Source organism: Microbacterium sp. zg-YB36 (assembly GCF_024623575.2).
GTDB lineage: Bacteria > Actinomycetota > Actinomycetes > Actinomycetales > Microbacteriaceae > Microbacterium.
On record NZ_JANJFD020000003.1, the window covers coordinates 360,487 to 383,745 of the forward strand.

General features: G+C 67.2%; 23 protein-coding genes and 1 pseudogene. 10 read left to right on the forward strand and 14 right to left on the reverse strand.

Features of this window, described 5'->3' with window-relative positions:
* Positions 1–75: 75 nt before the first annotated feature.
* The 3 genes from NQ151_RS11060 to NQ151_RS11070 all read left to right on the forward strand — a co-directional run bounded on the left by NQ151_RS11060 (position 76) and on the right by NQ151_RS11070 (position 2,802).
* On the forward strand, positions 76–1,785 hold the full coding sequence (locus NQ151_RS11060) for an AMP-binding protein (protein ID WP_257528114.1): 1,710 nt from the start codon (positions 76–78) through the stop codon (positions 1,783–1,785).
* Positions 1,786–2,003: 218 nt separating this feature from the next.
* Complete coding sequence (locus NQ151_RS11065; RefSeq protein ID WP_257507268.1) at positions 2,004–2,351, forward strand: ArsR/SmtB family transcription factor; 348 nt, start codon at positions 2,004–2,006, stop codon at positions 2,349–2,351.
* Positions 2,344–2,802, forward strand: coding sequence for an SRPBCC family protein (locus NQ151_RS11070; RefSeq protein ID WP_257507267.1), 459 nt, complete (start codon positions 2,344–2,346; stop codon positions 2,800–2,802). Before NQ151_RS11065 ends, NQ151_RS11070 begins: the two co-directional genes overlap by 8 nt.
* A gap of 57 nt (positions 2,803–2,859) precedes the next feature.
* Here NQ151_RS11070 and NQ151_RS11075 read toward each other — a convergent pair whose 3' ends face one another.
* The 5 genes from NQ151_RS11075 to NQ151_RS11095 all read right to left on the reverse strand — a co-directional run bounded on the left by NQ151_RS11075 (position 2,860) and on the right by NQ151_RS11095 (position 9,184).
* The gene (locus NQ151_RS11075) at positions 2,860–3,810 is read right to left on the reverse strand and encodes a manganese catalase family protein (RefSeq protein ID WP_257528115.1); all 951 of its coding nucleotides are present in this window, start codon (positions 3,808–3,810) and stop codon (positions 2,860–2,862) included.
* A gap of 393 nt (positions 3,811–4,203) precedes the next feature.
* Positions 4,204–4,515 (reverse strand): antibiotic biosynthesis monooxygenase family protein, encoded by a 312-nt coding sequence (locus NQ151_RS11080; RefSeq protein ID WP_257507265.1) that lies wholly within the window; start codon positions 4,513–4,515, stop codon positions 4,204–4,206.
* A 27-nt stretch (positions 4,516–4,542) separates the two neighbouring features.
* Positions 4,543–7,221, reverse strand: coding sequence for an ABC transporter permease subunit (locus tag NQ151_RS11085; RefSeq protein ID WP_257528116.1), 2,679 nt, complete (start codon positions 7,219–7,221; stop codon positions 4,543–4,545).
* A gap of 3 nt (positions 7,222–7,224) precedes the next feature.
* The gene (locus NQ151_RS11090) at positions 7,225–7,977 is read right to left on the reverse strand and encodes an ABC transporter ATP-binding protein (RefSeq protein ID WP_257528117.1); all 753 of its coding nucleotides are present in this window, start codon (positions 7,975–7,977) and stop codon (positions 7,225–7,227) included.
* Positions 7,978–7,984: 7 nt separating this feature from the next.
* Positions 7,985–9,184: an ABC transporter substrate-binding protein gene (locus NQ151_RS11095; protein ID WP_257528118.1), complete on the reverse strand. Its 1,200-nt coding sequence runs from the start codon at positions 9,182–9,184 to the stop codon at positions 7,985–7,987.
* A 687-nt stretch (positions 9,185–9,871) separates the two neighbouring features.
* On the opposite strand from NQ151_RS11095, the gene NQ151_RS11100 reads away from it, so the two are divergent.
* The gene (locus NQ151_RS11100; protein ID WP_257528119.1) at positions 9,872–10,762 is read left to right on the forward strand and encodes an aldo/keto reductase; all 891 of its coding nucleotides are present in this window, start codon (positions 9,872–9,874) and stop codon (positions 10,760–10,762) included.
* A 67-nt stretch (positions 10,763–10,829) separates the two neighbouring features.
* Here the strand turns inward: NQ151_RS11100 and NQ151_RS11105 are convergent, their stop codons facing one another.
* A complete protein-coding gene (locus NQ151_RS11105; RefSeq protein WP_257528120.1) occupies positions 10,830–11,546 on the reverse strand; it encodes a TetR/AcrR family transcriptional regulator in 717 nt (238 codons plus the stop codon).
* Positions 11,547–11,701: 155 nt separating this feature from the next.
* On the opposite strand from NQ151_RS11105, the gene NQ151_RS11110 reads away from it, so the two are divergent.
* On the forward strand, positions 11,702–12,394 hold the full coding sequence (locus NQ151_RS11110; RefSeq protein WP_257528121.1) for a hypothetical protein: 693 nt from the start codon (positions 11,702–11,704) through the stop codon (positions 12,392–12,394).
* 67 nt (positions 12,395–12,461) lie between these two features.
* Positions 12,462–13,253: a DUF2382 domain-containing protein gene (locus NQ151_RS11115; RefSeq protein ID WP_257528122.1), complete on the forward strand. Its 792-nt coding sequence runs from the start codon at positions 12,462–12,464 to the stop codon at positions 13,251–13,253.
* 69 nt (positions 13,254–13,322) lie between these two features.
* Here NQ151_RS11115 and dnaB read toward each other — a convergent pair whose 3' ends face one another.
* From dnaB to NQ151_RS11145, 6 genes are all read right to left on the reverse strand, one after another.
* On the reverse strand, positions 13,323–14,684 hold the full coding sequence (dnaB, locus tag NQ151_RS11120) for a replicative DNA helicase (protein ID WP_257528123.1): 1,362 nt from the start codon (positions 14,682–14,684) through the stop codon (positions 13,323–13,325).
* 381 nt (positions 14,685–15,065) lie between these two features.
* The gene (rplI, locus tag NQ151_RS11125) at positions 15,066–15,518 is read right to left on the reverse strand and encodes a 50S ribosomal protein L9 (RefSeq protein WP_257507256.1); all 453 of its coding nucleotides are present in this window, start codon (positions 15,516–15,518) and stop codon (positions 15,066–15,068) included.
* A gap of 11 nt (positions 15,519–15,529) precedes the next feature.
* A complete protein-coding gene (gene rpsR / locus NQ151_RS11130; protein ID WP_133541417.1) occupies positions 15,530–15,784 on the reverse strand; it encodes a 30S ribosomal protein S18 in 255 nt (84 codons plus the stop codon).
* A gap of 33 nt (positions 15,785–15,817) precedes the next feature.
* Positions 15,818–16,339: a single-stranded DNA-binding protein gene (locus NQ151_RS11135; RefSeq protein WP_257507255.1), complete on the reverse strand. Its 522-nt coding sequence runs from the start codon at positions 16,337–16,339 to the stop codon at positions 15,818–15,820.
* Positions 16,340–16,344: 5 nt separating this feature from the next.
* Entirely contained in the window at positions 16,345–16,701 is a 357-nt protein-coding gene (gene rpsF, locus NQ151_RS11140) for a 30S ribosomal protein S6 (protein WP_257507716.1), read from the reverse strand.
* A gap of 141 nt (positions 16,702–16,842) precedes the next feature.
* A complete protein-coding gene (locus tag NQ151_RS11145) occupies positions 16,843–17,025 on the reverse strand; it encodes a hypothetical protein (RefSeq protein ID WP_257528124.1) in 183 nt (60 codons plus the stop codon).
* Positions 17,026–17,224: 199 nt separating this feature from the next.
* Between NQ151_RS11145 and NQ151_RS11150 the strand changes: the two genes are divergently transcribed.
* From NQ151_RS11150 to NQ151_RS11165, 4 genes are all read left to right on the forward strand, one after another.
* Positions 17,225–18,430 carry a DUF3137 domain-containing protein gene (locus NQ151_RS11150; RefSeq protein WP_257528125.1) on the forward strand — a complete coding sequence of 402 codons (1,206 nt, stop codon included), beginning with the start codon at positions 17,225–17,227 and terminating at the stop codon, positions 18,428–18,430.
* A gap of 11 nt (positions 18,431–18,441) precedes the next feature.
* A complete protein-coding gene (locus NQ151_RS11155) occupies positions 18,442–19,527 on the forward strand; it encodes a DUF3137 domain-containing protein (RefSeq protein ID WP_257528126.1) in 1,086 nt (361 codons plus the stop codon).
* Positions 19,528–19,579: 52 nt separating this feature from the next.
* Positions 19,580–20,707, forward strand: coding sequence for a hypothetical protein (locus tag NQ151_RS11160; RefSeq protein WP_257528127.1), 1,128 nt, complete (start codon positions 19,580–19,582; stop codon positions 20,705–20,707).
* A gap of 61 nt (positions 20,708–20,768) precedes the next feature.
* Positions 20,769–21,452, forward strand: a complete 684-nt coding sequence (locus tag NQ151_RS11165) for a hypothetical protein (protein WP_257528128.1) — start codon at positions 20,769–20,771, stop codon at positions 21,450–21,452.
* Between the two features lie 26 nt (positions 21,453–21,478).
* Here the strand turns inward: NQ151_RS11165 and NQ151_RS11170 are convergent.
* Both NQ151_RS11170 and NQ151_RS11175 read right to left on the reverse strand, forming a co-directional pair.
* Positions 21,479–21,583, reverse strand: a pseudogene (locus NQ151_RS11170) (DUF779 domain-containing protein); the annotation flags it as partial.
* Positions 21,584–21,812: 229 nt separating this feature from the next.
* The gene (locus NQ151_RS11175) at positions 21,813–23,240 is read right to left on the reverse strand and encodes a CCA tRNA nucleotidyltransferase (RefSeq protein ID WP_257528129.1); all 1,428 of its coding nucleotides are present in this window, start codon (positions 23,238–23,240) and stop codon (positions 21,813–21,815) included.
* Positions 23,241–23,259: the final 19 nt, after the last annotated feature.

Below are 23,259 nucleotides of genomic sequence, written 5' to 3' on the forward strand. Positions count from 1 at the left end.
ATTCGGCTGCGTTCGGGGGTGGTCGGCGACAGACCGACCACCGCGCGTGCAGCGCCGTACTCTGGACAGGTGCTGATGAACGACTCTCGGGCCTGGAACCGCTTCTATGCCGAGGGGACTCCCGTCGACATCGAGCCGCCGACGGGCTCCCTCGTCGACCTGCTGGACGAACGGGCCGCCCAGTACGCCGACCGCCCCGCGGTCACCTTCTTCGGCGCCTCGCTGACGTACCGCGAACTCGCCGACCGGGTCTCCCGTGTGGCCAACGGCTTGGCCGAACTGGGCGTGGGCGCCGGCGACCGTGTCGCCCTGGTGCTGCCCAACGCCCCCCAGCATCTTGAGGCGTTCTACGCCGTGCTGCGGCTCGGGGCGATCGTGGTGGAGCACAACCCGCTCTACACCCGGGATGAGCTGGAGGTGCAGTTCCGCGACCACGGCGCCACGCATGTGATCACGTGGGACAAGATGGCACCGGTCATCCAGTCCCTGCCGGCCGATCTCGGCATCCGCACCATCATCTCGGTCGACATCACCCGCGCGATGCCGTGGAAGACGCGCCTGGCGCTGCGTCTGCCGATCGAGAAAGCTCGGACCTCGCGCGCGAAGCTCACCGCACCCGCCCCCGGGACCATTCCCTTCACTCGGCTGGAGGGCTCCGCGCCGCTGCCGGCATCCGTTCCCCGTCCGTCGGTCACCGACATCGCGTGCCTGCAGTACACCTCCGGCACCACCGGCACCCCCAAGGGCGCCATCATCAGCCACGGCAATCTGTGGGCCAACGCGCGTCAGGGCGCGGCGTGGATGCCACTCTTCAGCCACGGTGACGGCCGCATCTACGGGCTGCTGCCGATGTTCCACTCGTTCGGGGTACTGCTCTCGGTGATCTACGCCGTGGAGACCGGGTCCAACGCGGTGCTGTTCCCGACGTTCGACCCCGAACTGGTCGCCACAGCCGCCGAGAAGTTCCCGCCGACGTTCATTCCGGCGGTGCCGCCCATGTTCGACCGGCTCACGCGGGTCGCCCGCGATGGAAAGCTCGACCTGTCGGGCGTCGTGTACGCGATCTCCGGCGCCATGACGCTGACGCCTGCCATCGTCAACCGGTGGGAGGAGCTTGCCGGCAGCATGCTCAACGAGGGCTACGGCCTCACCGAGACCAGCCCCGTCGCGCTTGCGAACCCGTTCACCGAGTCGCGCAAGATCGGCACGATCGGCATCCCCTTCCCGTCGACGGACATCCGCGTGGTCGATCAGAACGAGCCGACCCGCGAGGTGGCGCAGGGTGAGACCGGCGAACTGCTGATCAAGGGACCGCAGGTGTTCCAGGGCTACTGGAACCGTCCCGAGGACACCGCGCAGGCGCTGCTCGAGGGCGGGTGGCTGCGCACCGGGGACCTCGTCACTCAGGACGAGGACGGCTTCGTCACGGTGGTCGACCGCAAGAAGGAGATCATCATCACCGGCGGCTTCAACGTCTCGCCGAGCGAGGTGGAGAAGGTCGTCAACAGCGTGCCGGGCGTCGCCGCGTCGGCCGTCGTGGGCATCCCGCGCGGCGGCGGCGCCGAAGTGGTGACTGCGGTCGTCGTGCTCGAACCGGGCGCGACGTTCGACGAGGATGCCGCACGCGCCACCGTCCGCGACCATCTCGCCGAATTCAAGCGACCCAGCGCCTACCGGGTGTGGGAAGAGCTGCCGACCTCACTCATCGGCAAGGTGCTGCGCCGCCGGGTGCGCGACACGCTCATCGCCGACCGTCACGCCGTGCGCGCGATCGACGAGGACTGACGGACTCCCGCGGCGTCGCGGCATCCACCGCCCGAGATCTCCGGCCCCCGAGCCCGCGCGGCACCCGCCGCCCGAATGCGGAGATCTGCCGGAATGCGGATGCGTGGGCGCGAACCGTCCGCACGTCGGCAGATCCCCGCAGCTCGGCAACCGCCGGTGCCGGCATTCGACCACAGAACCCCTATCCACGCTTAACCTTTTGGTTTAATCTCGCCGCTATGGCGGTCGACGAACTCAGTAGGACCTTCTCGGCACTGGCCGATCCGACCAGGCGCGCGATCCTCGCGAAGCTCTCACGTGGCGAAGCGACGGTCAACGACATTGCGGCACCGTTCGCAATGAGCCTGCCGGCCGTCTCAAAGCACCTTCAGGTGCTCGAAAAAGCCGGATTGATCTCTCGCGGACGCGAGGCTCGGTGGCGCCCGGCGCGATTGAACGCCGCCACCCTCGCCCCCGCCGCCGAGTGGATCGACGGCTACCGCCGGTTCTGGGATCGCAGTTTCGATGCTCTGGATCAGCACCTCACACAGGAACAGGAACAACAGAAGGGCACGACCGATGACTGACCCAACCGGCTCCACAGTCACGCGTACGTTCGCAGCACCACCCGAGGCCGTCTTCGATGCGTGGGTGACCCCGGCATCGTTCGTCGTCTGGTGGGGCGGCAGTGACATCGAAGTCCCCCTCGACTCCGTGTCGCTGGATGTGCGTCCGGGCGGTACCTGGAAGGCCACCATGATCCTCGGCCACGGCATGCCCGACTTCCACTGGCGCGGCGAGTACCTCGAGGTCGACCGACCGAACAAGCTCGTGATGACCATGACCGACGAACCTGGCGATGCGCGGGAGCTTCTCACCGTGACCCTCACCGCCGTCGACGGCGGCACCGAGATGACGTTCAGCCAGACCGGCGGTCACCTCTCGCCCGAGCAATACGAGGGCACGACGGTCGGCTGGCAGCGCGCCTTCGACTCGCTGGATACGGTTCTCTCGGCCCGGCGGTCGACCGTCGGCTGAACCAAGACGGGGCCGCGGGGAGAGGACTCCTCGCGACCCCGCCGAATCAACGGCTGGTTACTTCATCTCACCGAACGTGCGATCGATGTCCTTCATCTCCATCGCGGCGGTCGCCTCGATGAGCTCCCGCAGGTCGGCGTCGGCGCCAGGCGAGAATTCTTCGGGGCGTTCGGGGGCGATCGTCATCGGCACGCCGGCCGGCGCCTGCTCGCTGGCATCGAGCTGGGTGCCGTCCTTGGAGGGCGACAGCCCCTGGAAGATCTTCCCCGCCTCGGACAGGTTGGTGAGGTCGAAGGAGTACTGCTTGCTCTGCAGGCCCATGTCGAGCAGCCGCGCGACCTCGGGGAACTTCTCCGCGTTGGTCTTGGGGATGGGCAAGGCGGTGCGCCAGTTGACGCCGAGGGTCTCCAACGCCCGGGCGAACGCGTTCTCGTGCGCCTGGTCGCGGACGATCAGGTAGGAGATCGTGCTGCGGGCCGTCTTGTTGGAGGTCATCTCGTACAGGCGGCACTTCTGCAGGCGACCGGTCGACTCGAGCATGAGGTTGTAGAGCAGGTCGAGCACGAGGTTGCCCGAGTTGTAGACGTAGCTGCCCAGCCACGGGTTGCCTGCGGCATCCACCGGCTGCGCGCCCTGCGCGCCGACGAGGTAGTGGTGGATGTTGCTCTCGTGCGTGGCGATCTGCAACGGCGTCGCTCCGCCCGCACCGGGTGCGTCGACGGGATCGGTGGGCTTGCCCTTGTACCCGGGCGATCCGTCGAGCAGGCGGGAGATGGTCGTGCCGATCAGCTCGACGTGGCTGATCTCCTCGGTGCCGATGCCCTGGATGAGGTCCTTGTAGGGCTTCGCCGACGGACCACGGAAGTTGATGCTCTGGAAGAGGTACTGCATCATCGTGCGCATCTCACCGAACTGCCCGCCCAGGCCCTCCTGCAGCGCGTTCGCGGCGGCGGGATCCGGCTCGTCCTGCTCGATCTCGTTGATCAATTGCTGAACGTGAAAGTACATAGTGCCTCCAAAGTGGATTCGTACCTTCAGCCTGCGCTTCTGAGCCTCCGGGCGGATCCCTCTCGCGCTCCGGCGGCGGGTCTAGTATCCTGCTGCCCCCCACCGACCGGGGCTTTCTCAGCCGCCGGGGAGCCGCCAGAACGGCCCGGTCAGTCCCACGCTGTCGAGCAACTACTGATTCTGGTCGCGGTGTGTGGCCGTGAACGGGTGCGCCATGCGGATGCTGTCGCCGTCGGCACCCAGGACGAGTGCGTGCGCGTCGGCGAGCGCACGTGCCGGGCCCGTCGGGTCGGCCGTCGCGTCCCGGCTCGCCGAGACCGGGCACCGGGTTCGCGTCCCATCGATCAGAAGACGGCCGGCGCCCCCGTCACCGCAGACGCCCCGGCCGGGCGATCACCGGTCGACCTCGTCGATCCAATCGACGGTTTCGAACCTCTGCACCGCGTACGGCCACTGCTGGAGTGCTTTCATGATCGGAGTGGACTGCACCGCGTGCTCGGCCCGCTGATGCGCCTCGATCGCCGCCTCATCCTGAAACACCGCGAACTCGTAGACCTTGTCGGGGTTCTTCGGGTCCCGGAGCACCAGAGCCAGGAGGTTACCGGGCTCCTTCCGGACCTCGTTCAGCACCTCCCCGAGCTTCGCTTCGAGTTCAGCGCGGCGTCCCGGCTGAGGTGTCATCGTGACAAGTGCGGCCAGAGCCATGGCGTCTCCATTCTTTTCGGGCGCGAGTCACGCGCCGTCCTCCATCACGGGCTGGCCACCCAAGTAGGCCGCCTTCACCCGTTCGTCGTTCTCAATCTCCTGCCCCGTGCCCGTCACCAGCGTGCGCCCGAGCACCATCACCTGCACCCGATCGCAGGCGGCCACGACCATGTCGATGTGATGCTCCACGAGGATGATGGCCATGCCCCACTGTTCGGCGAGCAGCCGCAGCAGGCTCGTGAGTTCGCTCACCTCATTGGCATCCAAGCCGGCAGCCGGCTCGTCCAGCAGTACCACCGACGGTGAGCTTGCCACCGCTCGAGCGATTCCGGCCAGACGGCGGATGCTGAACGGCACTTCGCTGGGCTTGTCGTCCAGGTAGGGCTCGAGTTTGAACAGCTCGATCGCTGCCCGCGCGGACGGAGACATCCGACTGTGCGCGGGAGTGACCAGATCGCGCAGGTGGGCACCGATCCCGCCGCTCTCGTTCCCAACGATGACGTTCTCGCCAATCGTGAGGTCGTCAAACAGTTCGATCCCCTGGAAGGACCGCCCCACGCCCGCGATCGCGCGTCGGTGCGGAGGCTGTTTCGACAGGTCCACACCCCCGAGGGACACCGTTCCCCTGCTGGGGATGAAACCGGTCACGGCGTCCAGTGCGGCGGTCTTCCCGGCGCCGTTGGGGCCGATCAGACCGAGGATCTCACCGGGCTCGACGGTCAGGGAGAGCTCGTTGACTGCTTTGACCGTCCCGAACTCGACGCAGAGCCCCTCGACCCGAAGGGTCCGAGGACTGACGCGCACCGGCGCCGTCGTGTCCGCGGGCGGCAGGGCCGCCGGTTGACGCTGCCGGGGGCGCAGCCGGCGCCCGAGTGCACCCACCGATTCAGTGATGCTCGGAATGATGCCGCTGGGCTGCAGCACGAGCGTCAGAGTCAGCATCAGTCCGCTGATCAGGGGAAGGACCTCGTCGATGCCGAGGAACCCGGCCCACGTGTAGATGATGCCGCCACTGGCGATGATGCCCGCCATCGCGGCGCCGCCGATCGAGCCGACGCCGGCGAGGATTACCGTTCCGACCAGCACCAACGACCCGAAGGCGCTGAACTCACCGAAAGTGGCGATTCCCGTGCGTTGCGTCGCGAGCACCCCGTAGAGGCCAGCGATGAATGCCGCCAGCGAGAAGGCGAAGATCTTCGTCGCCGAGACGCCGATGCCGACGGAAGCCGCGGCGCGTTCATTGTCGCGCACGGCGAGAAGACGCCTCCCCGACGGTCCGCGCCGGATGTGCACCAACAAGAACCCGACGAGCACGACGACTACCAGCACCACGGTTGCGTAGCGCGTGGGATCGACGACGGTGGAGATAGGCCAACCGAAGATGGACGGTTCGCCCGTGGAGATGCCGGCGATGCCCCCGTTGAGGTTGTTGTTGTTGAAGATCAGAGACTCGGCGACGGCCCCCAATGCCAGGGTGATGACAGCGAGATTTGCCCCGCGCGCACGGATCGCCGGAATGGCGACGAGGAGACCGACCGGCACCGCCAGTGCAGCCCCCGCGAGCATCGAGGGGATCAGCGACCAACCCCACGAGTTGGCGATGTACGCGCCCAGAAGGGCCGATACGCCTGCGAACGCGTACGGCGCGAGGTTGAACTGACCGGTGTACCCCGTGATGACGATGATCGACATCGCGATCAGGATCACGAGAGCCGTCGTGGTGATCGGTCCCACCCACGCCGTCGGTCCCAGCATTGCTGCACCCAGGAGGACAACGGCGACCATGGTGATGCCGGTGCGTCCGAACCGGGCGTTCCCTACCGACGGCAGCCGTTCGTTCAGATCACCCCGGACCGGGAGGCTCCTGCCCCGCACGACCAGAAGCACGATGATCGCGACGAACGGAACCGCGTTGGCGAGTCCGGGGATGGACGTGTAACTGCTGACGACGGAGGACAGCGATCCGAGGATCAACCCGGCGATGAATGCGCTCGGAAAGGAGGAGAACCGTCCGGCAATCGAGGCTGCCAGCGCGGGAACGATCAGCATCGAGAGGTTGCCGATCTGGAGTCCGGAGATCGGGACGATGAGGCAGCCGCACAGGCCCGCGAGCCCGGCACCCAGTGCCCAGTTGCCGGTGGCGACGAGACGCGGCGAACCGCCCAGGGCCGCCACGGCGTCGGCGTTCTGCCAGACCCCGGTGGTCAGCCGACCGAACTGGGTGAACTTGTAGACGCACCACAGCGACACCGTGACCACCACGCCGATGCCCAGCACGATCAGGCGGTCGGCACCGATTGCCGCCCCGTCCCACAGCTGAATCGAATCAGCCGGGAGATAGCTCGAGACCAGACGGTCGTCCGACCCGTAGACCAGGGAGACTGCGGCCTGCAGGGTGATGAGGAGGCCGAGCGTCGCGCAGACGCGCGTCATGGTCGACCCGGTCCGCATCGGACTCATGACCGCACCCTGCACGAGCACCCCGAAGAGCGCCGCCACCACCACCACGATGGTGATCGCCAGCGGTGCGGGGATCCCGCGGTCCACATGCAGGTCGACGAAGAGGTACGCGCTGGCCATTGCGATGGCGCCGTGGGCCAGGTTCAGCACGCCGGAGCTTCGATAGATGGCGACGATGCCCTGGGCCAGAAGGCCGTAGATCGCCCCACTCCCCAGCCCGAGGACGGCGTAGATCAAGAAGTCCATGGGTTACCTCCCGCTCGCCGCGACGACGTGCAGACGTTCGATCTCGGCGAGCTTGTCTCGGTAGTCGAGGGAGTCGCCTTCCAGGGCGAGCGTCCCCTGACGGAGTACGACGAATCTGTGAGACAGGTCGAGGGCGCGCCCGATGACTTGTTCGACGGCCAAGACGGCCGTACCCCGCATCGCCGTGGTGCGCAGAAGTGCCCAGACCTCCTCGACCGCAAGCGGTGACAGTCCTTGCGAGAGCTCGTCCACCAGCAGGATCTTGGGCTTGCGACTGAGCGCTCGGACGACGCTGAGCAACTGCTGCTCGCCGCCGGAGAGAAGCCCGGCACGCCGATTGATGAGGCGGCCGAGGACCGGCGCCTCAGCAATAACCTCATTCACGTCGACCTTCGCGAGGCGGAGATTGTCCCGGACGGTGAGATCCGGGATCAGCGACCGATCGTCGGCGATGTAGGCGAGGCCCGCCCGTGCCCGTCGATGCAGCGGACCCTTGGCCACTTGACCGTCGAACCACACCTCGCCGGACAACGGCTTGAGCAGTCCGGCCAGTGTGCGCAACAGAGTGCTTTTCCCTGCCCCGTTGGGTCCGAGCAGGGCGACGATCTGCCCCGGAGCGATCGTCAGGTTCAGATCCCGCATCACGGCCAGATCGCCGTAGCCGGCTGAGAGGCTCTTCGCCTCCAGAACCGCCGCCCGGAGGGGCTCCCGCGCGGGGAGCCCCTCCGGCAGCACGTTGTTGTCTGCGGTCGTCATCTTCGAGTCACTTTGTCGCGTCGACGAATCCGTCAGAGAATTCCTCGCGAACGCCGTCCTTCGTCACGAAGGTCATGACGCCCATTCCGGTGAGTCGTTCTGCACCCTCCAGCGGCCCCGGCTTAGTGAACGTCAGGACGGTGTCACCCGTGAGCCCTCGCGTGTCGAGGGACCCCGCGGAGTCCAGCGCCTCGATGAGCTTGGCCCCGGTCGGGGAATCCATTCCCGTGACCAGGTCCGCGATGATGTGCACGGCAAGCCACGTCGCTGCCGAGACCGAATCCTGCTTGGCCTCAGGGTCGTGCTCAGTCAGCGCCGAGACCCACTCCCCAGCCTCGGGATCGCTCGGCGGCCGGATGTTGGCGACGGTGTACAGGTTGTCCGCGAGGGGACCGAGCTCCTCGATGTCCGCCGGGTAGAAGTTGCTGTTGGACGTCGCGAACACGCCCTCATATCCCTGCTGGCGCAGGCTCTTGAGGATTCGCGGTGCGTCTCCCGGGTTGCATGCACACACGGCGCCATCGGCTCCGAGCGCGACGACCTGGGCCGCTGCTGCGGACATGTCAGGGGCGCCCAGATCGATCCGGACCGTACCGGCGACCTCGCCGCCTGCGGCTTCGACCCCCCGTTCGGCGAAGTCGCCGACGTAATCGGCTTGGGCGTTGTCCGGCTTGATGATCGCGACCCTCTCGCCGCCCTCTTCCACGGCGATGCGGCCCGCGGCGAGATGGAGTCCGGCAAGACCCGAGGTGAGCGGGTAGGACAGGGGGTTCTGCGTCTGATCGGGCGAGTTGCCCGACAGCGCGAGGAATGGAATCCCCGCGCCTTCGATGGCGGGCCACAGCTGGGGCGTGAACATGTTCAGGGCTCCGACGAAGGCCACGACGCCCTCGTCCGCTCCTGCCTGCACACATGCCGCGGCCTTGTTCGGGTTGAACTCGTCGTTGCATTCGATGACCTCGATCTTGCGACCGTCGACACCGCCCGCGGCGTTGATCTCCGCGGCGGCCGCCTGCGCACCGGCCGCCGACTGCGCGAAGGACATCGTCGGGCTCGACAGCGTCTCGGTCACCATGATCTTGATCGGCTCATCGGAGACCGCCGAATCCGCCGGTTCCCCGGTCGCATCCCCGCCGCCGCACGCCGTCAAAGCGAGCGTCGCCGCCAGCGCCGACCCCACGACGAGATTCCGTGCTCTTTTCCCCATCACACTCTCCTGACTGTTTGATTCCCGCCCTGCGGGCGGTGGTTTCTCATGGACCGGTAATTCGCTGTGACGGTGCACCCGTCGGGGTCCACCACGACGTGGAGCACGGTGGTCCCGCCTCGTCGGTAGACCGCCTCGATCGCGGCAACAACGCAGACGAGGGGAGTCGGGCGGCGTGGATCGGGCTACGCCCGGACGGGGCACTTGCCGCGGCCTCGACGACCTGCGCGGCGTCCTGATCCATCCATCGCTGCAGCTGCGGGGCCGAAGTCCGGGGTTTCGCTGCGATAGCGTCCACGAGCTGGGGAACGATCGCCCGGAGGCCGTTCGCGCAACGTCGGCGATTGCCGATCACGTTTCCTCCTTTGGAAAGCCAGCGCTCGTTAACTTATATAACTGTCCTAATGAATACAAGGATTAACTACAAACTATTCTCCCGTTGGTCTGGAAGGTCGTCGAACGAGCGCGGCGAGCGCAAGGTCCCTCCGATCGCCCAGAGCCTCAACGACGCCGCGGCGGAGGGCGCACCGCGCTCGACGAGCTGAATGAGAACCCGGCAGGAGTACGCTCCCCATGACGATCACGCGGTCCACGGCGACATCCTGGAAATGTCCCGCAGAATGTCCAGTTCCCCCTACGCGCGCGGCCGCGCCTGGCAGTCTTGAAAGGACGCGACGAGGAGAAGCAATGAAGCAGCGCACTCTGGCAGGACGACAGGTTTCGGCGATCGGCCTGGGCGCCATGCCGCTGTCGATGAACAACGACAAGCAGTACCCGTCATTCGAGGATGCCGTGGCAACCGTGCACGCCGCGCTCGACGCGGGCGTGACGCTCATCGACACGGCCGACATCTACGCCCCCGACGGCGAGGAGATGGGACACAACGAGCGCATCGTCGCCGAGGCGCTGCGGACATGGGACGGGGATTCGTCGGACATCTTCGTCGCGACCAAGGGCGGCATCACGCTCGGGGAAGGCGGAGCCAAGGGACGCGACGGGTCGGAGGCGTACCTGCGCTCGGCCGCGGAGAAGTCACTTGAGATCCTCGGCGTCGATCAGCTCGACCTGTACCAGTACCACCGTCCCGACCGCACCCGTGTCTACGCCGACATCATGAAGGGACTGAAGTCGTTGCACGACGGCGGTCTCGTCCGCGCGATCGGCATCTCGAACGCGAGTGTCGAAGAGATCCAGATCGCTCTCGACGTGCTCGGCGAAGGCAACCTCGCCAGCGTCCAGAACGAGTTCTCGCCGAAGCATCCGGGAAGCATAGACGAATTGCGCTTCTGCGCCGCTCACGACATCACCTTCCTGCCGTGGAGTCCTCTCGGCGGTACCGGCGGCGGTGCCAGCAGCGTGGGCGACCGGTTCTCGGCCTTCCGTGAAGTCGGCGATGCGCACGGGGTCAGCCCACAGCAGGCCGTGCTGGCGTGGGAACTCGCCCTCGACCCGCACGTCATCCCGATCCCCGGTGCGCGGCGTGCGGCATCCATCACGGACTCCGCGAAAGCCGCCGACCTGGAACTCACCTCTGAGGAAGTGACTCGGCTGTCGGAATCAGTGGCGATTTTCGACTGACGCGACGGTGTGCTGCGACCGGCACCTGATCCACGCTGACTTCCACATCGCCGGCAGGGCTTGCTCGTTACTGGGTCAGCTCGCGATTCAACCGGTCCAGCAGTGCCTCGAGTGAGACTTCGAATTCCTCGTCGCTGCGGTCTTCGCTGAGGAGGGTTCGGAGGCGTTTCACTTCGGGTGCGGCCTCCAGACTGACCTGCCCGTCGCCTTCGGGGATGGTGGCGTCGCCTTCGTCGAGAGGTTCTTCGACCGGGCCGGTTTCCGCGCCGCGCACGGCTGATTCCAGGAGCAGTTGGCCGAGCAGGAAGCTACTGAAGGACCGGTAGGCATCCACGGCCTGCTGGTCGGTGAACCCGTGCCCGATGAGGGTGCCGAGGAACGTGTCGACCACTTCGACGCTGCGAAGCGGGGGGCGCAGCCAGGGGGCTGCCGGGTGCCGGGTGGCGACCAGCGGAAACGCGAGCGGATGATCAATCGCGATCTGGCGGACGTGGTGGGCGACGGTTTGCAGGAACCCCTGCCAGTGTTCGGCGAGCTCATCGTCAAGATCCGAGGTCAGGTTCTCCATCAGCAGCGCCACCACCCCCTCCAGCAGATCCTCTCGCCCGTGTACGTGCCGGTACAGCGACATCGCCTCAACACCGAGCTCCTGCGCCAAGGAGCGCATCGACAGCCCCTGCGCACCACGCCGGTCGATTTGGGCAAGCGCGGTCTCGATGATCAGGGCCCGGCTCAGGCGACGGGACTGCGTACCCGTCGGCTTCTTCGTCACCCGGACGCTCATGGCACCTTCCCTCCCATCGCACGCAACCCCCCTCGCCAAGTCAGTCCCGGGGCTGTACTGTCACGCTAGCTTGCTTACGGTGTAAGCGGGCAGGTGGCCGGACCGCACGTTTCGACACGTGCGGCTCCGACGCCCCGACCCAAGGGATCGACACAATGGCAAACAATCACACTCACAACCCCGACAGCGCCGCCGCGCGCCCGATCATCACGGACCACAATGACGACGCCGCGAAGGAGTCGCTGATCGGCACCGAACGGGGCGGCCGCACGGCGAACGTGTCGTGGGGGTCCATCATCGCCGGGGTGGTGACCTTTCTGGCCGTCACCATCCTGCTCTCGCTCGTCACCGCCGGCATCGGCCTGGGCGGCTCGGGCATCGGGGCGACCATCTGGAGCGTCATCGCCCTGGTGATCGCTCTTGCCGCGGCAGGTTTCGTCGCCGGCGCACTGGCCGTGCGCAGCGGGCTGCTGCACGGATTCTTGACCTGGGCGACGTCCCTGGTGGTCGCTCTCGCCCTGACTGTGTGGCTCAGCGCCAGCCTGCTCGGCGGCGTCGTCAGCTCCGCCACCCAGGCACTATCAGGGACCGACGTCACCCAGGTCGTCGAGGACGTGCAGAGCAACGTCGACGAAGAAGAAGCGCAGGAGCAGACCGATGAGGCGCTGCAGGACGCGCAGCAGACGGCGGAGGATGCCGCTGCGACTGCTCAAGCCGCCTCGTGGTGGGGCTTCGCCGGCCTGCTGCTCGGCGCGGTGATCGCGGCCCTCGGCGGGATGCTCGGCGTGCGGAGCGTCGTCAAGCGTGACCCCGACACGACTACCGTGCCGGTCACCACAACCCGGTGACACGACCCGGTCGCGGGCCCCGCGCCGGTCTCAACACGTACGAACAAACGAACGATAGGAAACAGTCATGATCAGCACAGAAAACATCGGCGGTCTCATGGGAGCAGCGGTGATCGACTCCGACGGGGAGAAGATCGGCACGCTCGAGCAGATCTACCTCGACACCGACACCGGGGCGCCCACCTGGGCGGCGGTGCGCACCGGTTTCTTCGGCACCTCGGGGTCCTTCGTGCCCCTCGACGACGCCAACCAGGAGGGCGAGAACCTCCGGGTGAGCTACGCGAAAGAGTTCGTCAAGAACGCACCGCGCATCGACGCGGACGGGGCGCTGGAGCACGCGCAGGAAGACGAGCTGTACGTCTACTACGGCAACGGTTCCCGCAACACCGGCGCCGCTGAAGGCACCGGTACCGTCCGTGACGCCAGTGACGAGGCGGTGGACACGAGCACCGGGTATGACACGTCCGGTCCGACCACCGACGATGCGATGACCCGGTCCGAGGAGCGCCTCCGCGTGGGCACCGAGAAGGTTCAGACCGGTCGCGCACGGCTGCGGAAGTACGTCGTCACCGAGGAGAAGACCGTCACTGTCCCCGTGAGCCATGAGGAAGTTCGGCTGGAACGCGAACCCATCACCGACGCCAACGTCTCGGATGCCATGGACGGGCCAGCCATCAGCGAGGAAGAGCACGAGGTCGTCCTCACTGAGGAGCGGCCCGTCATCGCCAAGGAGACCGTTCCGGTCGAGCGTGTCCGCCTGGGAACGGAAACCGTGACCGAGGAGGAGACGGTCACCGAGCAGGTCCGCAAGGAACAGATCGACTACGACGACGGCACGAACCGCGCCGACCGCGCCTGACGGCTCAGTCAGTCCGAGCAACCACGAAAGCCCGCGGATTCCGCGGGCTTTCGGTCGTATTCGCTAGTCCTACACCGGCGCCATGTCGGTGAAGCGCGAGAAGTGACCCTGGAACGCCAGCTCAATGGTCGCGGTGGGACCGTTACGGTGCTTTGCGACGATCAGGTCCGCCTCGCCGGGTCGGGTGTCCTTGTCGTAGACCGAGTCGCGGTGCAGCAGCATGACCATGTCGGCATCCTGCTCGATCGAGCCGGACTCACGAAGGTCGCTCACCTGCGGCCGCTTGTCGGTGCGCTGCTCGGATCCACGGTTCAGCTGTGACAGCGCGATCACGGGGACCTGCAGTTCCTTCGCGAGCAGCTTGAGGGCACGCGAGAACTCGCTGACCTCCTGCTGGCGGGATTCGACCTTCTTGCCGCTGGTCATCAGCTGCAGGTAGTCGATGATCACCATCTTGAGCCCGACGCGCTGCTTGAGCCGGCGGCACTTCGCGCGGATCTCGACGAGGGTCATGTTCGGGCTGTCATCGATGTACAACGGGGCGTCGTTGATGCGGCCGCGGGTCGCCGCGATCGTGGTCCAGTCGCGGGAGTCCAGCGTGCCCTTGCGCATGTTCTGCAGCGGCACCGCGCCCTCGGCGCTCATGAGGCGCATCGCGATCTCGCTGCGCCCCATCTCGAGGGAGAAGACGATGGTCGGCATGTTGTTCTTGATCGCCGCCGCCCGGGCGAAGTCCAGCGCGAGCGTGGACTTACCCATGGCGGGGCGGGCGGCCACGACGATCATCTGGCCGCCGTGCAGCCCGTTGGTCAGCTCGTCCAGCTGCGCGAACCCCGTGGGGATGCCGGTCATCGAGCCGTCGCGCCCTCGCGCGGCTTCGATCTCGTCGATCGCCGAGGTGACGGCGATCTCGAGTGGCACGTAGTCCTCGCCGGTCTCGGCGCCGGTCACGGCATAGATCTCGGCCTGCGCGTTGTTGACCAGCTCGACAGCCTCGCCCTGACCGGAGTAGCCCATCTGCACGATGCGGGTGCCGGCTTCGACCAGGCGGCGCAGCAGTGCCCGCTCGGAGACGATGGATGCGTAGTAGCCGGCGTTGGCCGCCGTCGGCACGATCGAGGTGAGCGAGTGCAGGTAGTCGGCGCCGCCGGCGCGCTGCAGCTCACCGGTCTTGATCAGCTCATCGGTGACCGCCACGACGTCGGTGGGCTCGCCGTGCGAGTAGAGGCTGAGGATGGCCTCGAAGATCAGTTCGTGCTTGGGGACGTAGAAGTCGGCACCGCGCAGTGTCTCGATGACGTCGGCGACGGCATCCTTGGACAGCAGCATTCCACCCAGCGCACTCTGCTCCGCGAGGATGTCGTGCGGTGGGGTGCGCTCGTGTTCACGGCGTCCGCCGAGACGTTCGTCGGAGATATCAGCGATCGACACGCGCGCGTACCTCCGTGGGGTTTGGGGGGAATGTCGGGGTGGGACGAACTCACGCTATGCATGGCCACCGACACCCGCAACTGAGCCTGTGGATAACTCTGTGGAAAGCCTGCGCGAAACGCCGCCTAGCCTGTGTACAACACCTGTGGAAAACGCCCGGGATGACGTGGAGGGCGAACACTGATCCTCCGTTTGATCTGGCCTTTTTCTTCCCACAGCCTGTGGATGAGTTTGTGGTTGAAGTGCATGTTGAAGGTTGGGGACGGTTGCGGGGTTATACACAGCCTCGGTGTGGAATCAGCGACGCAAAAACCCCGCCACGGGCGCAAAAAACGGATGCCGTGAACCCGAAGGTCCACGGCATCCGTCTGTTGCTACCGCTTACTTGGCGGCAACCACCTGCAGCGTGATCACGGCGGTGAGGTCGTCACGGAGGCGGATCGTCGCCTCGTGCTCGCCCACGGCCTTGATCGGGGAGGTGATGTGGATCTTGCGCTTGTCCAGCTCGCCGAGCCCGGCGGCCTTGACCGCGTCAGCGACGTCACCGGTCTTGACCGAACCGAACAGGCGACCCTCGGCGCCGGCCTTGACGGCCAGACGCACCTTGGTCGACTCCAGCGAGTTCTTCAGGGTCACGGCCTCTTCGTGGTCGTGGATCGCGCGCGACTCGCGAGCGGCGCGGATGGACGCCACCTGCTTCTCGCCACCGCGGCTCCATGCCACTGCGAAGCCCTGGGGGATGAGGTAGTTGCGGGCGTACCCGTTCTTGACCTCGATCACGTCACCGGCACTTCCGAGCCCGGCGACCTCATTCGTGAGAATCAGCTTTGCCATATCGGGACCCCTTACCGGCCAGCGCCGGCGTAGGGCAGGAGCGCCATCTCGCGTGCGTTCTTGATCGCCTTGGCGATCAGACGCTGCTCCTGCACCGAAACCCCGGTGATACGACGGGCGCGGATCTTCCCACGCTCCGAGATGAACTTGCGAAGAGTGGCGACGTCCTTGTAGTCAATGACGCCGACACGGATCGCCTTCGCGGGGGCCGCGTTCTTCGCGCCCTTCCGCGGCTTGCGGCGGTCGCCGCTCGACTTTCCAGCCATGGTGTTTCCTTACGAGAGTTGGTGATCCGAGGATCAGAAGGGTGTGTCGTCGCCGTAAGCGCCGGGAGCGCTCCACGCGTCGGGAGTTGCCGAACCGGGCGTTGCCCAAGGCTCGTCGGCGACCTGCTGCTGCGGGCGGGACTGCTGTCCGCCCCCGCCGCCGCCGGATGCGCCGCCGCCTCCGCTGTTGCTGCTGGTACGCGTGACCTGAGCGGTCGCGTAACGCAGCGACGGGCCGATTTCATCGACCTCGAGTTCGATCGAGACGCGGTTCTGCCCCTCGCGGTCCTGGTAGGAACGCTGCTTGAGGCGACCACTGGCGATGACCCGCATGCCCTTGGTGAGCGAACCGGCCACGTGCTCGGCAAAGTCGCGCCAGACGCTCGCGCGGAGGAACAGCGCTTCGCCGTCCTTCCACTCGTTCGCCTGACGATCGAAGGTGCGCGGCGTCGACGCGATCGTGAAGTTCGCGACGGGCAGTCCGCCCTGCGTGTAACGCAGTTCGGGGTCTGCCGTGAGGTTTCCCACAACGGTGATGAGAGTCTCGCCAGCCATGGTGATTACGCCTTCGGGGCCTTCGCGGGCGCGGCAGCCTTGCGGGCGGCCTTCGCGTCGGAACGCTCCTTCTCGGCAGCGACCAGAGCCATGCCTTCTTCGGCGCGCAGAACCTTGGTACGCATGATCTGCTCGCTCAGCTTCAGCTGGCGGTCAAGCTCCTGCGTGGCCTCGCTCGTGGCCGTGAAGTTGACGACGGCGTAGACGCCCTCGGTCTTCTTCTCGATCTCGTATGCGAGACGACGGCGACCCCAAATGTCGACGTTGTCGATCGTGCCCCCATCATTGGTGATGACCTTGAGGAACTTCTCAAGGTTAGGGGCGACGAGACGCTCGTCGATTTCTGGGGTGAGGATCACCATGAGTTCGTACTGGTGTGTGTGCGTCACTGACCCACCTCCTTCGGACTAGAACGGCTTCCGAGCATTTCTCGAAAGCAGGAGGGTATGTGCACGTGTCCGGCCGTACGCGCGCAGGGGCGCTGGACAGACAACCTGGACAGTCTAGCGGATGCCGCTGAGCGACGGCACCGCAGGATTCCGGGCCGGCGGCGCGCGGCATCCGGTCCCGTCCTGCGCCGCAACTTCGGAGAACGACAGAACGTCGGATGCCATCACGCGCGGGGGTCCGAAGAACTGCAGATCCCCGAAGAACTGGCGGGCGGATGCCGGGACGCTCGGGAGCACGAATACTCACTCGGCAGCGTGAATACTCACTCGGCAGCGGCAGCCGGGTCATCCCGATCCTCGCGCCGCCGCCACTCGGCGTCGCCACGACCGGACGACGTCTGCGGCGCCACCTGCCCTGGCGCGCGGTCGGCGCGATCGTCACTGTCGGTATGGTGTGGCAGACCGGCCTTTTCGACGACCTCGGGGAGCTCTTCCGATGACCACGCCTGCGGCATCCGTGCAATTCGATCCGCGCGCGCTCAGCGAGCCGGTCGACCGGGCGACCATCATCGCCCACAAGAAGCACCTCATCGCCGCGGGCCGCGCGCCGCGCGCTGGCGAGATATCGGTGGCGACGGTGGTGACCATCGTCGCCGTGCTGTTGATCGCCGGCAGCTTCGCCTCCATGGGCGGGATCTTCTTCAGCTTCATCGCGGCCGGCGGTGGGCTCTTCGGCCTGTTCTCGCTCGTGCCGATTCTCATCCTGGGCGGGGTGATCGCCATCGTCGTGGTGATCGCCGTGCGGTCGTCGCACACCGCCGCCGAGCGCTGGTACCGCCTCGACCGGTTCGCGGCGGCCAACGGCCTCACCTGGTACCCCGAAGTGAAGGCGCCCGGGTTGCCGGGCATGATCTTCGGGCAGGGGGACGGGCGGACCGCAACCGACATCCTCCGTGGCGAGCAGCCGCGGTTCGTGGAGTTCGCAAACTACCGGTACACGACAAGCTCGGGCAAGAACACGCAGACCCACCGCTGGGGCTACATCGCGATCAAGCTGAACGCCCCACTGCCGCACATCGTGCTGGATGCCGTCGGTAACAACGGCATGCTGGGATCGAACCTCCCGACGTCGTTCGACAAGGGGCAGCGGCTCAGCCTGGAGGGCGACTTCGACCGCTACTTCACGCTGTATTGCCCCACCGGCTACGAGCGCGATGCGCTGTACCTGTTCACGCCCGACATCATGACCCGCTTCATCGACAACGCCGCGGCGCTGGACGTGGAGATCGTGGACGACTGGCTCTTCCTCTACGCCAGGCGCGACTTCTCGACCTTCGACCCCCGGATGTGGGCGTGGCTGTTCTCCGTCGTGGCGACCCTGCTCGACAAGCTCGAGCAGTGGGAGCGGTGGCGCGACGAGCGGCTCGTGGCACCGATGCCCGCACCCGCACTCGATCACGGGCACGCCCAAGCCCAAGGGCACGCCCAGTACGCGCAGGCGCACGCGGCGGCCGGTGGCGCTCAGGCGCTGCCGTTCACCGCGCCGCCCGGCGTGCTGCAGCCGCCGCCCGGCGTCTCCCCGACCGGACGACGCTTGCAGCGCCGCGTGCCGTGGGCGACGATCATCATCCTCTCGGTGATCGGCGTTGTCTGGCTCGGCCTGCAGATCGCCATGTCCGGCATCTTCGGCGTCTTCGGATGACGGGTCCGGCTGTGGCACCCGTGCCGTTCGATGCCCGACCGCTCACCGAACGCGTGGACCGCGCGGCGGTCCGCGCGTTCGCCAAAGAGCTGCACAAGTCGGGGCGCGCCCGCAACGGGGAGGCGGCCAGCCTGATCCTCCTCGCGGTAGCCGTCGCGTTCTTCGCCGGCATGCTGCTCCTCGACGTGACGACAGGGTTACCCCTCAACGCCGGCCTCTTCTTCCTGTGGTTGCTGACGATCGCCCTCGGCATCGCCGCGGTCGGGATGTTCATCTTCGAGCGACGCGCGGCGGCGCGGCGCTACCGCCTGGACCGCTTCGCGCGGGCGAACGGGATGGGTTACGTGCCGGAGGCGGCGAACACGCGGTTGCCGGGGATGATCTTCGGCATCGGATCCAACCGCCGCGGCCTTGACGTGGTGCGCAGTGAGGAGCCTCGGCACGTCGAGTTCGGGAACTACGTGTACACCACGGGCGGCGGCAAGAGTCGCAAGAGCTACCGGTGGGGCTACGTTGCCGTCAAGCTCGATGTGCCGCTGCCACACATCGTGCTGGATGCCACCGGGAACAACGGTCTGTTCGGCTCGAACCTGCCCACGACCTTCCAGCGGGATCAGCGCCTGAGCCTGGAGGGCGACTTCGACCGCTTCTTCTCGCTGTACTGCCCCGCCGGATACGAGCAGGACGCGCTGTATCTGTTCACCCCCGACGTCATGGCGCGCTTCATCGACAACTCGGCCGAACTCGATGTCGAGATCGTCGACGATTGGCTCTTCTTCTTCACCAAGCGGGACGCGTCCTCCACCGACCCGGCGACCTGGGCGTGGCTGTTCGGCGCAGTCGGGGCGGTGCTGGACAAGCTCGCGCAGTGGGAGCGGTGGCGCGACGACCGGCTGAGCACTACGGCTACCGGGCACGCCGCGGCGGGCAGCATGGCCGCGACCTGGCTGCCGTTTGCCGCTCCGGCGGAGCTGCTGCGGCCGCCGCCCGGCGTCGCCGCACCGGGTCGGCGCCTGGCGACGAGCTTCCCGTGGCTGGCGACCATCGGCTGCGTCGCGCTCGCCCTGGTGTGGCTTGTCCAGGTGTGGCTCGACTGACGCCGTCGTCGTCGCGCTTCGCTAACCTGGGCACCATGCTGGAATCCGCTCGATGAGCACCCCCGTGGCGCCCGTGCCGTTCGATGCCCGACCGCTCACTGAACGCGTGGACCGCGCGGCCGTCCGCGCGTTCGCCAAACAACTGCACAAGTCGGGGCGCGCCACCAACGGGCTGGCATCCAGCCTCATCGCCCTCGCGATACTCGTCGCGCTCTTCGTCGGCATGATGGTCCTCGAAGCCGTGACGACAGGGGCATCCTTCAACACGGGCTTTTTCCAGGTGCTGACAGCCTGCGTCGGCATCGCCGTGCTCGGCATGTTCATCTCGGAGCGACGCACGGCGGCGCGCCGCTACCGCCTGGACCGCTTCGCGCGGGCGAATGGCATGAGCTACGTGCCGGAGGTGGCGGGCAAACGATTGCCGGGGATGATCTTCGACATCGGCTCGAGCCGCCAAAGCCACGACGTCGTGCGCGGTCAGGAGCCCCGGTTCGTCGAGTTCGCGAACTATGTGTATACGACCGGTTCCGGCAAGCATCGCAGAACCCACCGCTGGGGATACGTCGCCGTCAGGCTCGATGTACCGCTGCCACACATCGTGCTGGATGCCACCGGGAACAACAGCCTGCTCGGCTCCAACCTGCCGACGACGTACCGCAAGGATCAGCGCCTGAGTCTCGAAGGCGACTTCGACCGCCACTTCGCGCTCTACTGCCCCGAAGGGTACGAGCCGGACGCGCTGTATCTGTTCACCCCCGACGTCATGGCGCGGTTCATCGACAACGCGGCCGCACTGGACGTGGAGATCGTGGACGATTGGCTCTTCCTCTATACGAAGCGGCCCGTCTCCTCGACCGACCCGGAGACCTGGGCGTGGCTGTTCGGCGCCGTGGGGGCCGTGCTCGACAAACTCGACCAGTGGGAGCGCTGGCGCGACGACCGGCTGCAGACCGCGGCGACCGGCAGCCTGGCCGCGCAGGCGGGCACGCCCATTGCGACGGGCGGCACGACCGCGGCATCCCTCCCCTTCGTCCCTCCCGCAGGGCTCCTGCGCCCGCCTCCAGGTGTCGCGCCCCAGGGACGCCGTCTGGCCCGAGGGTTCCCGTGGCTCGCGGTCGTCATCACGGCCGTGATCGCGGGGGTGTGGCTCGTGGACGTGTTGGGATTCGGCGGATGGTAAAGGTGTCCCACCGGGAGTCCGTTATCGAGCGGCTGATCCCGCCGGGAGATCAGCAGACGAAATGAAGTCGGCTCATGCCAAGACGCCCGTAACGTTCCCCCTGAGCCGGTATTGCCGGACCCTCGGGCTGGCCCAGGCGGCGTTCGGCGGTGCTGCCCTGGTCGTCGCGCTCGCCCTGGTCGCCTGGTTCGTGCTGCTCCTCCTGGACGAGAACAGCATCATCGCGATTCCCAGCACGTTGCAGGAAAAGCTGGTCCCCGTCGGCTTGGCAGCCCTCGCCGCCTTGGCAGCGTGCTCCCTTCCTCTGGCCGTGCTGTACTCGGCGTGGACAGCAGCCGGCCGCCGGGATCTGCTCCGCGCGGCCAGCACCGGGTTGCACAGCAACAGGCCGAGCGACCGGCAGATGCGGTGGTTCCTCAAGGACACCCACCCCTGGGAGACCGCGGTCAGGTGCCTGCAAGTGTGGGCGATCCTGGGCACCTTGGCGGGTGGCGTCGCCGCCGCCACGATCTACGTCGGGAGTCGCCCTGAAGAACAACCGCTGGGACACGCGATGCTCGCGCTGGCGGTGGTGTCCGCGGTGATCACGGCCGCGTGCGTCCCCGTCATACGCAGGCTGATGGTTCTGGGCGCGCAGTATCAGAAGACACGTGAACAGCGCTGGCCGCTACCGGAGCGCTCGACTCTCAGACAGGCGCTCAGCAGGGACACCACTGGAAACGGCGACATCGGCGTGGTGCAGTAGCCCGACTGTTCGTGGGTAGCCGCAGGTCACCGTGCCGGCCCGAGCCCGAGCCCGAAGTACGAGAAGCCGGCGCCGCGCCCAGGTACGACGTCGATCGTGATGTGGGTGTGCTTCCAGTACTCGAACTGCGCGAGCCGGTACGCCTCGAGCTGTGCGGCGGTCAGCTCCAGCGGCGGCAGGCCTTCGGCACCCACGAGTCCGGCCAGCGAACGACGCCACGACTCCCGTACGAGTGCCCGCACATCGACCAGGCGCCGTTCATCGGGATCGCCCCCGCTGAAACGACAGCTGGTCGCCGAGACCCTGGGAAGTTCCCATCGTCTCGGCGACCAGCTGTGGTCTCACGGTCTGGGTGCCGGGTCAGGGGCGGGCGGCCCACCACTCCAGCAGGCGGCGCTCGGCCTCGGCCTCGTCCACCAGACCCTCGTCCAGGCGCACGTCCAGCAGGAACCGGTACGCCTCGCCGACGGCGGGTCCGGGGCGGATGCCGAGGATCTCCTGAATCCGGTTGCCGTCCAGTGCCGGGCGCATCGCCCCCAGCTGCTCCTGCTCGGCGAGCTCGTCGATGCGCCGCTCGATGTCGTCGTACGCCGAACGCAGCCGCGCGGCCTTGCGCTTGTTGCGGGTGGTCACGTCGGCGCGGGTGAGGATGTGCAGGCGATCCAGCTCGTCGCCGGCATCGCGCACATACCGCCGCACCGCGGAGTCGCTCCACGCGCCCTCGGCGTAGCCGAAGAACCGCAGGTGCAGCTCTATGAGCTTGGTGACCGAGCCGATCGTGTCGGAGTCGAACCGCAGCGCCTGCAGGCGCTTGCGGGCCAGGCGCGCACCCTTGATGTCGTGGTGGTGGAAGGTGACCCCGCCGCCGTCCTCGAGCCGCCGGGTGGCCGGCTTTCCGATGTCGTGCAGCAGTGCGGCCAGGCGCAGCGGCACGTCGGGCGTGGCATCCGGGTGCCGTTCCCGCTCCAGCTCGATCGCCTGGCGCAGCACGGTGAGCGAATGCTCGTAGACATCCTTGTGATGGTGGTGCTCGTCGACCTCGAGGCGCAGTGCCGGCACTTCGGGCAGGAACAGCGCCATCAGGCCGGTGTCGACCAGCAGCCGGATGCCGCGCGTCGGGTCATCGGCCTGCAGCAGCTTGACCAGCTCGCCCTGAATGCGCTCCGGGCTCACGATCGACAGCGTCGGGGCCTGGGCCGTCATCGCCGCCACCGTCGCCTGATCGACGTCGAAACCCAACTGCGCGCTGAAGCGAGCGGCTCGCAGCATGCGCAGCGGGTCGTCCCCGAAGCTGATGGCGGGGTCGATGGGCGTGCGCAGCACGCCGGTGATGAGGTCTTCGACGCCGCCGGTCGGGTCGACCAGCGCGGGTCCCGGCAGCCGCAGCGCCATGGCGTTGACGGTGAAGTCGCGTCGGGCGAGGTCGCCCTCGAGGTCGCCACCGAATGCGACGACGGGCTTGCGGGTGGTGCCGTCGTATTCGTCGGCGCGGTAGGTGGTGATCTCCACCTGCTCGCCGCGCACCCGCGCGCCGATCGTGCCGAATTCGCGGCCGATGTCCCAGTGGGCGCTGGAGATCGGCTTGACGATCCGCAGGATGTCGTCGGGGCGCGCGTTCGTGGTGAAGTCGAGGTCGTTCGTGATGCGGCCCAGCAGGGCATCGCGGACCGGTCCGCCCACCAGAGCCAGCTCGAATCCGGCATCCGCGAACGCCGTCGCCAGGGTGTCGACCACCGGCGACGCGGCGAGCTCGCCGATGCGGACGAGGCCCTCGGCCATATTGAGCATGCGGTCGAGCCTACCTAGC

Bases quoted from the DNA above. Each gene is read 5' to 3' on its own strand.
- NQ151_RS11060 (WP_257528114.1), top strand. From the start codon at position 76: ATGAACGACTCTCGGGCCTGGAACCGCTTCTATGCCGAGGGGACTCCC.
- NQ151_RS11065 (WP_257507268.1), top strand. From the start codon at position 2,004: ATGGCGGTCGACGAACTCAGTAGGACCTTCTCGGCACTGGCCGATCCG.
- NQ151_RS11070 (WP_257507267.1), top strand. From the start codon at position 2,344: ATGACTGACCCAACCGGCTCCACAGTCACGCGTACGTTCGCAGCACCA.
- NQ151_RS11075 (WP_257528115.1), bottom strand. From the start codon at position 3,810: ATGTACTTTCACGTTCAGCAATTGATCAACGAGATCGAGCAGGACGAG.
- NQ151_RS11080 (WP_257507265.1), bottom strand. From the start codon at position 4,515: ATGGCTCTGGCCGCACTTGTCACGATGACACCTCAGCCGGGACGCCGC.
- NQ151_RS11085 (WP_257528116.1), bottom strand. From the start codon at position 7,221: ATGGACTTCTTGATCTACGCCGTCCTCGGGCTGGGGAGTGGGGCGATC.
- NQ151_RS11090 (WP_257528117.1), bottom strand. From the start codon at position 7,977: ATGACGACCGCAGACAACAACGTGCTGCCGGAGGGGCTCCCCGCGCGG.
- NQ151_RS11095 (WP_257528118.1), bottom strand. From the start codon at position 9,184: ATGGGGAAAAGAGCACGGAATCTCGTCGTGGGGTCGGCGCTGGCGGCG.
- NQ151_RS11100 (WP_257528119.1), top strand. From the start codon at position 9,872: ATGAAGCAGCGCACTCTGGCAGGACGACAGGTTTCGGCGATCGGCCTG.
- NQ151_RS11105 (WP_257528120.1), bottom strand. From the start codon at position 11,546: ATGAGCGTCCGGGTGACGAAGAAGCCGACGGGTACGCAGTCCCGTCGC.
- NQ151_RS11110 (WP_257528121.1), top strand. From the start codon at position 11,702: ATGGCAAACAATCACACTCACAACCCCGACAGCGCCGCCGCGCGCCCG.
- NQ151_RS11115 (WP_257528122.1), top strand. From the start codon at position 12,462: ATGATCAGCACAGAAAACATCGGCGGTCTCATGGGAGCAGCGGTGATC.
- rplI (WP_257507256.1), bottom strand. From the start codon at position 15,518: ATGGCAAAGCTGATTCTCACGAATGAGGTCGCCGGGCTCGGAAGTGCC.
- rpsR (WP_133541417.1), bottom strand. From the start codon at position 15,784: ATGGCTGGAAAGTCGAGCGGCGACCGCCGCAAGCCGCGGAAGGGCGCG.
- NQ151_RS11135 (WP_257507255.1), bottom strand. From the start codon at position 16,339: ATGGCTGGCGAGACTCTCATCACCGTTGTGGGAAACCTCACGGCAGAC.
- rpsF (WP_257507716.1), bottom strand. From the start codon at position 16,701: ATGGTGATCCTCACCCCAGAAATCGACGAGCGTCTCGTCGCCCCTAAC.
- NQ151_RS11150 (WP_257528125.1), top strand. From the start codon at position 17,225: ATGACCACGCCTGCGGCATCCGTGCAATTCGATCCGCGCGCGCTCAGC.
- NQ151_RS11160 (WP_257528127.1), top strand. From the start codon at position 19,580: ATGAGCACCCCCGTGGCGCCCGTGCCGTTCGATGCCCGACCGCTCACT.
- NQ151_RS11165 (WP_257528128.1), top strand. From the start codon at position 20,769: ATGAAGTCGGCTCATGCCAAGACGCCCGTAACGTTCCCCCTGAGCCGG.
- NQ151_RS11175 (WP_257528129.1), bottom strand. From the start codon at position 23,240: ATGCTCAATATGGCCGAGGGCCTCGTCCGCATCGGCGAGCTCGCCGCG.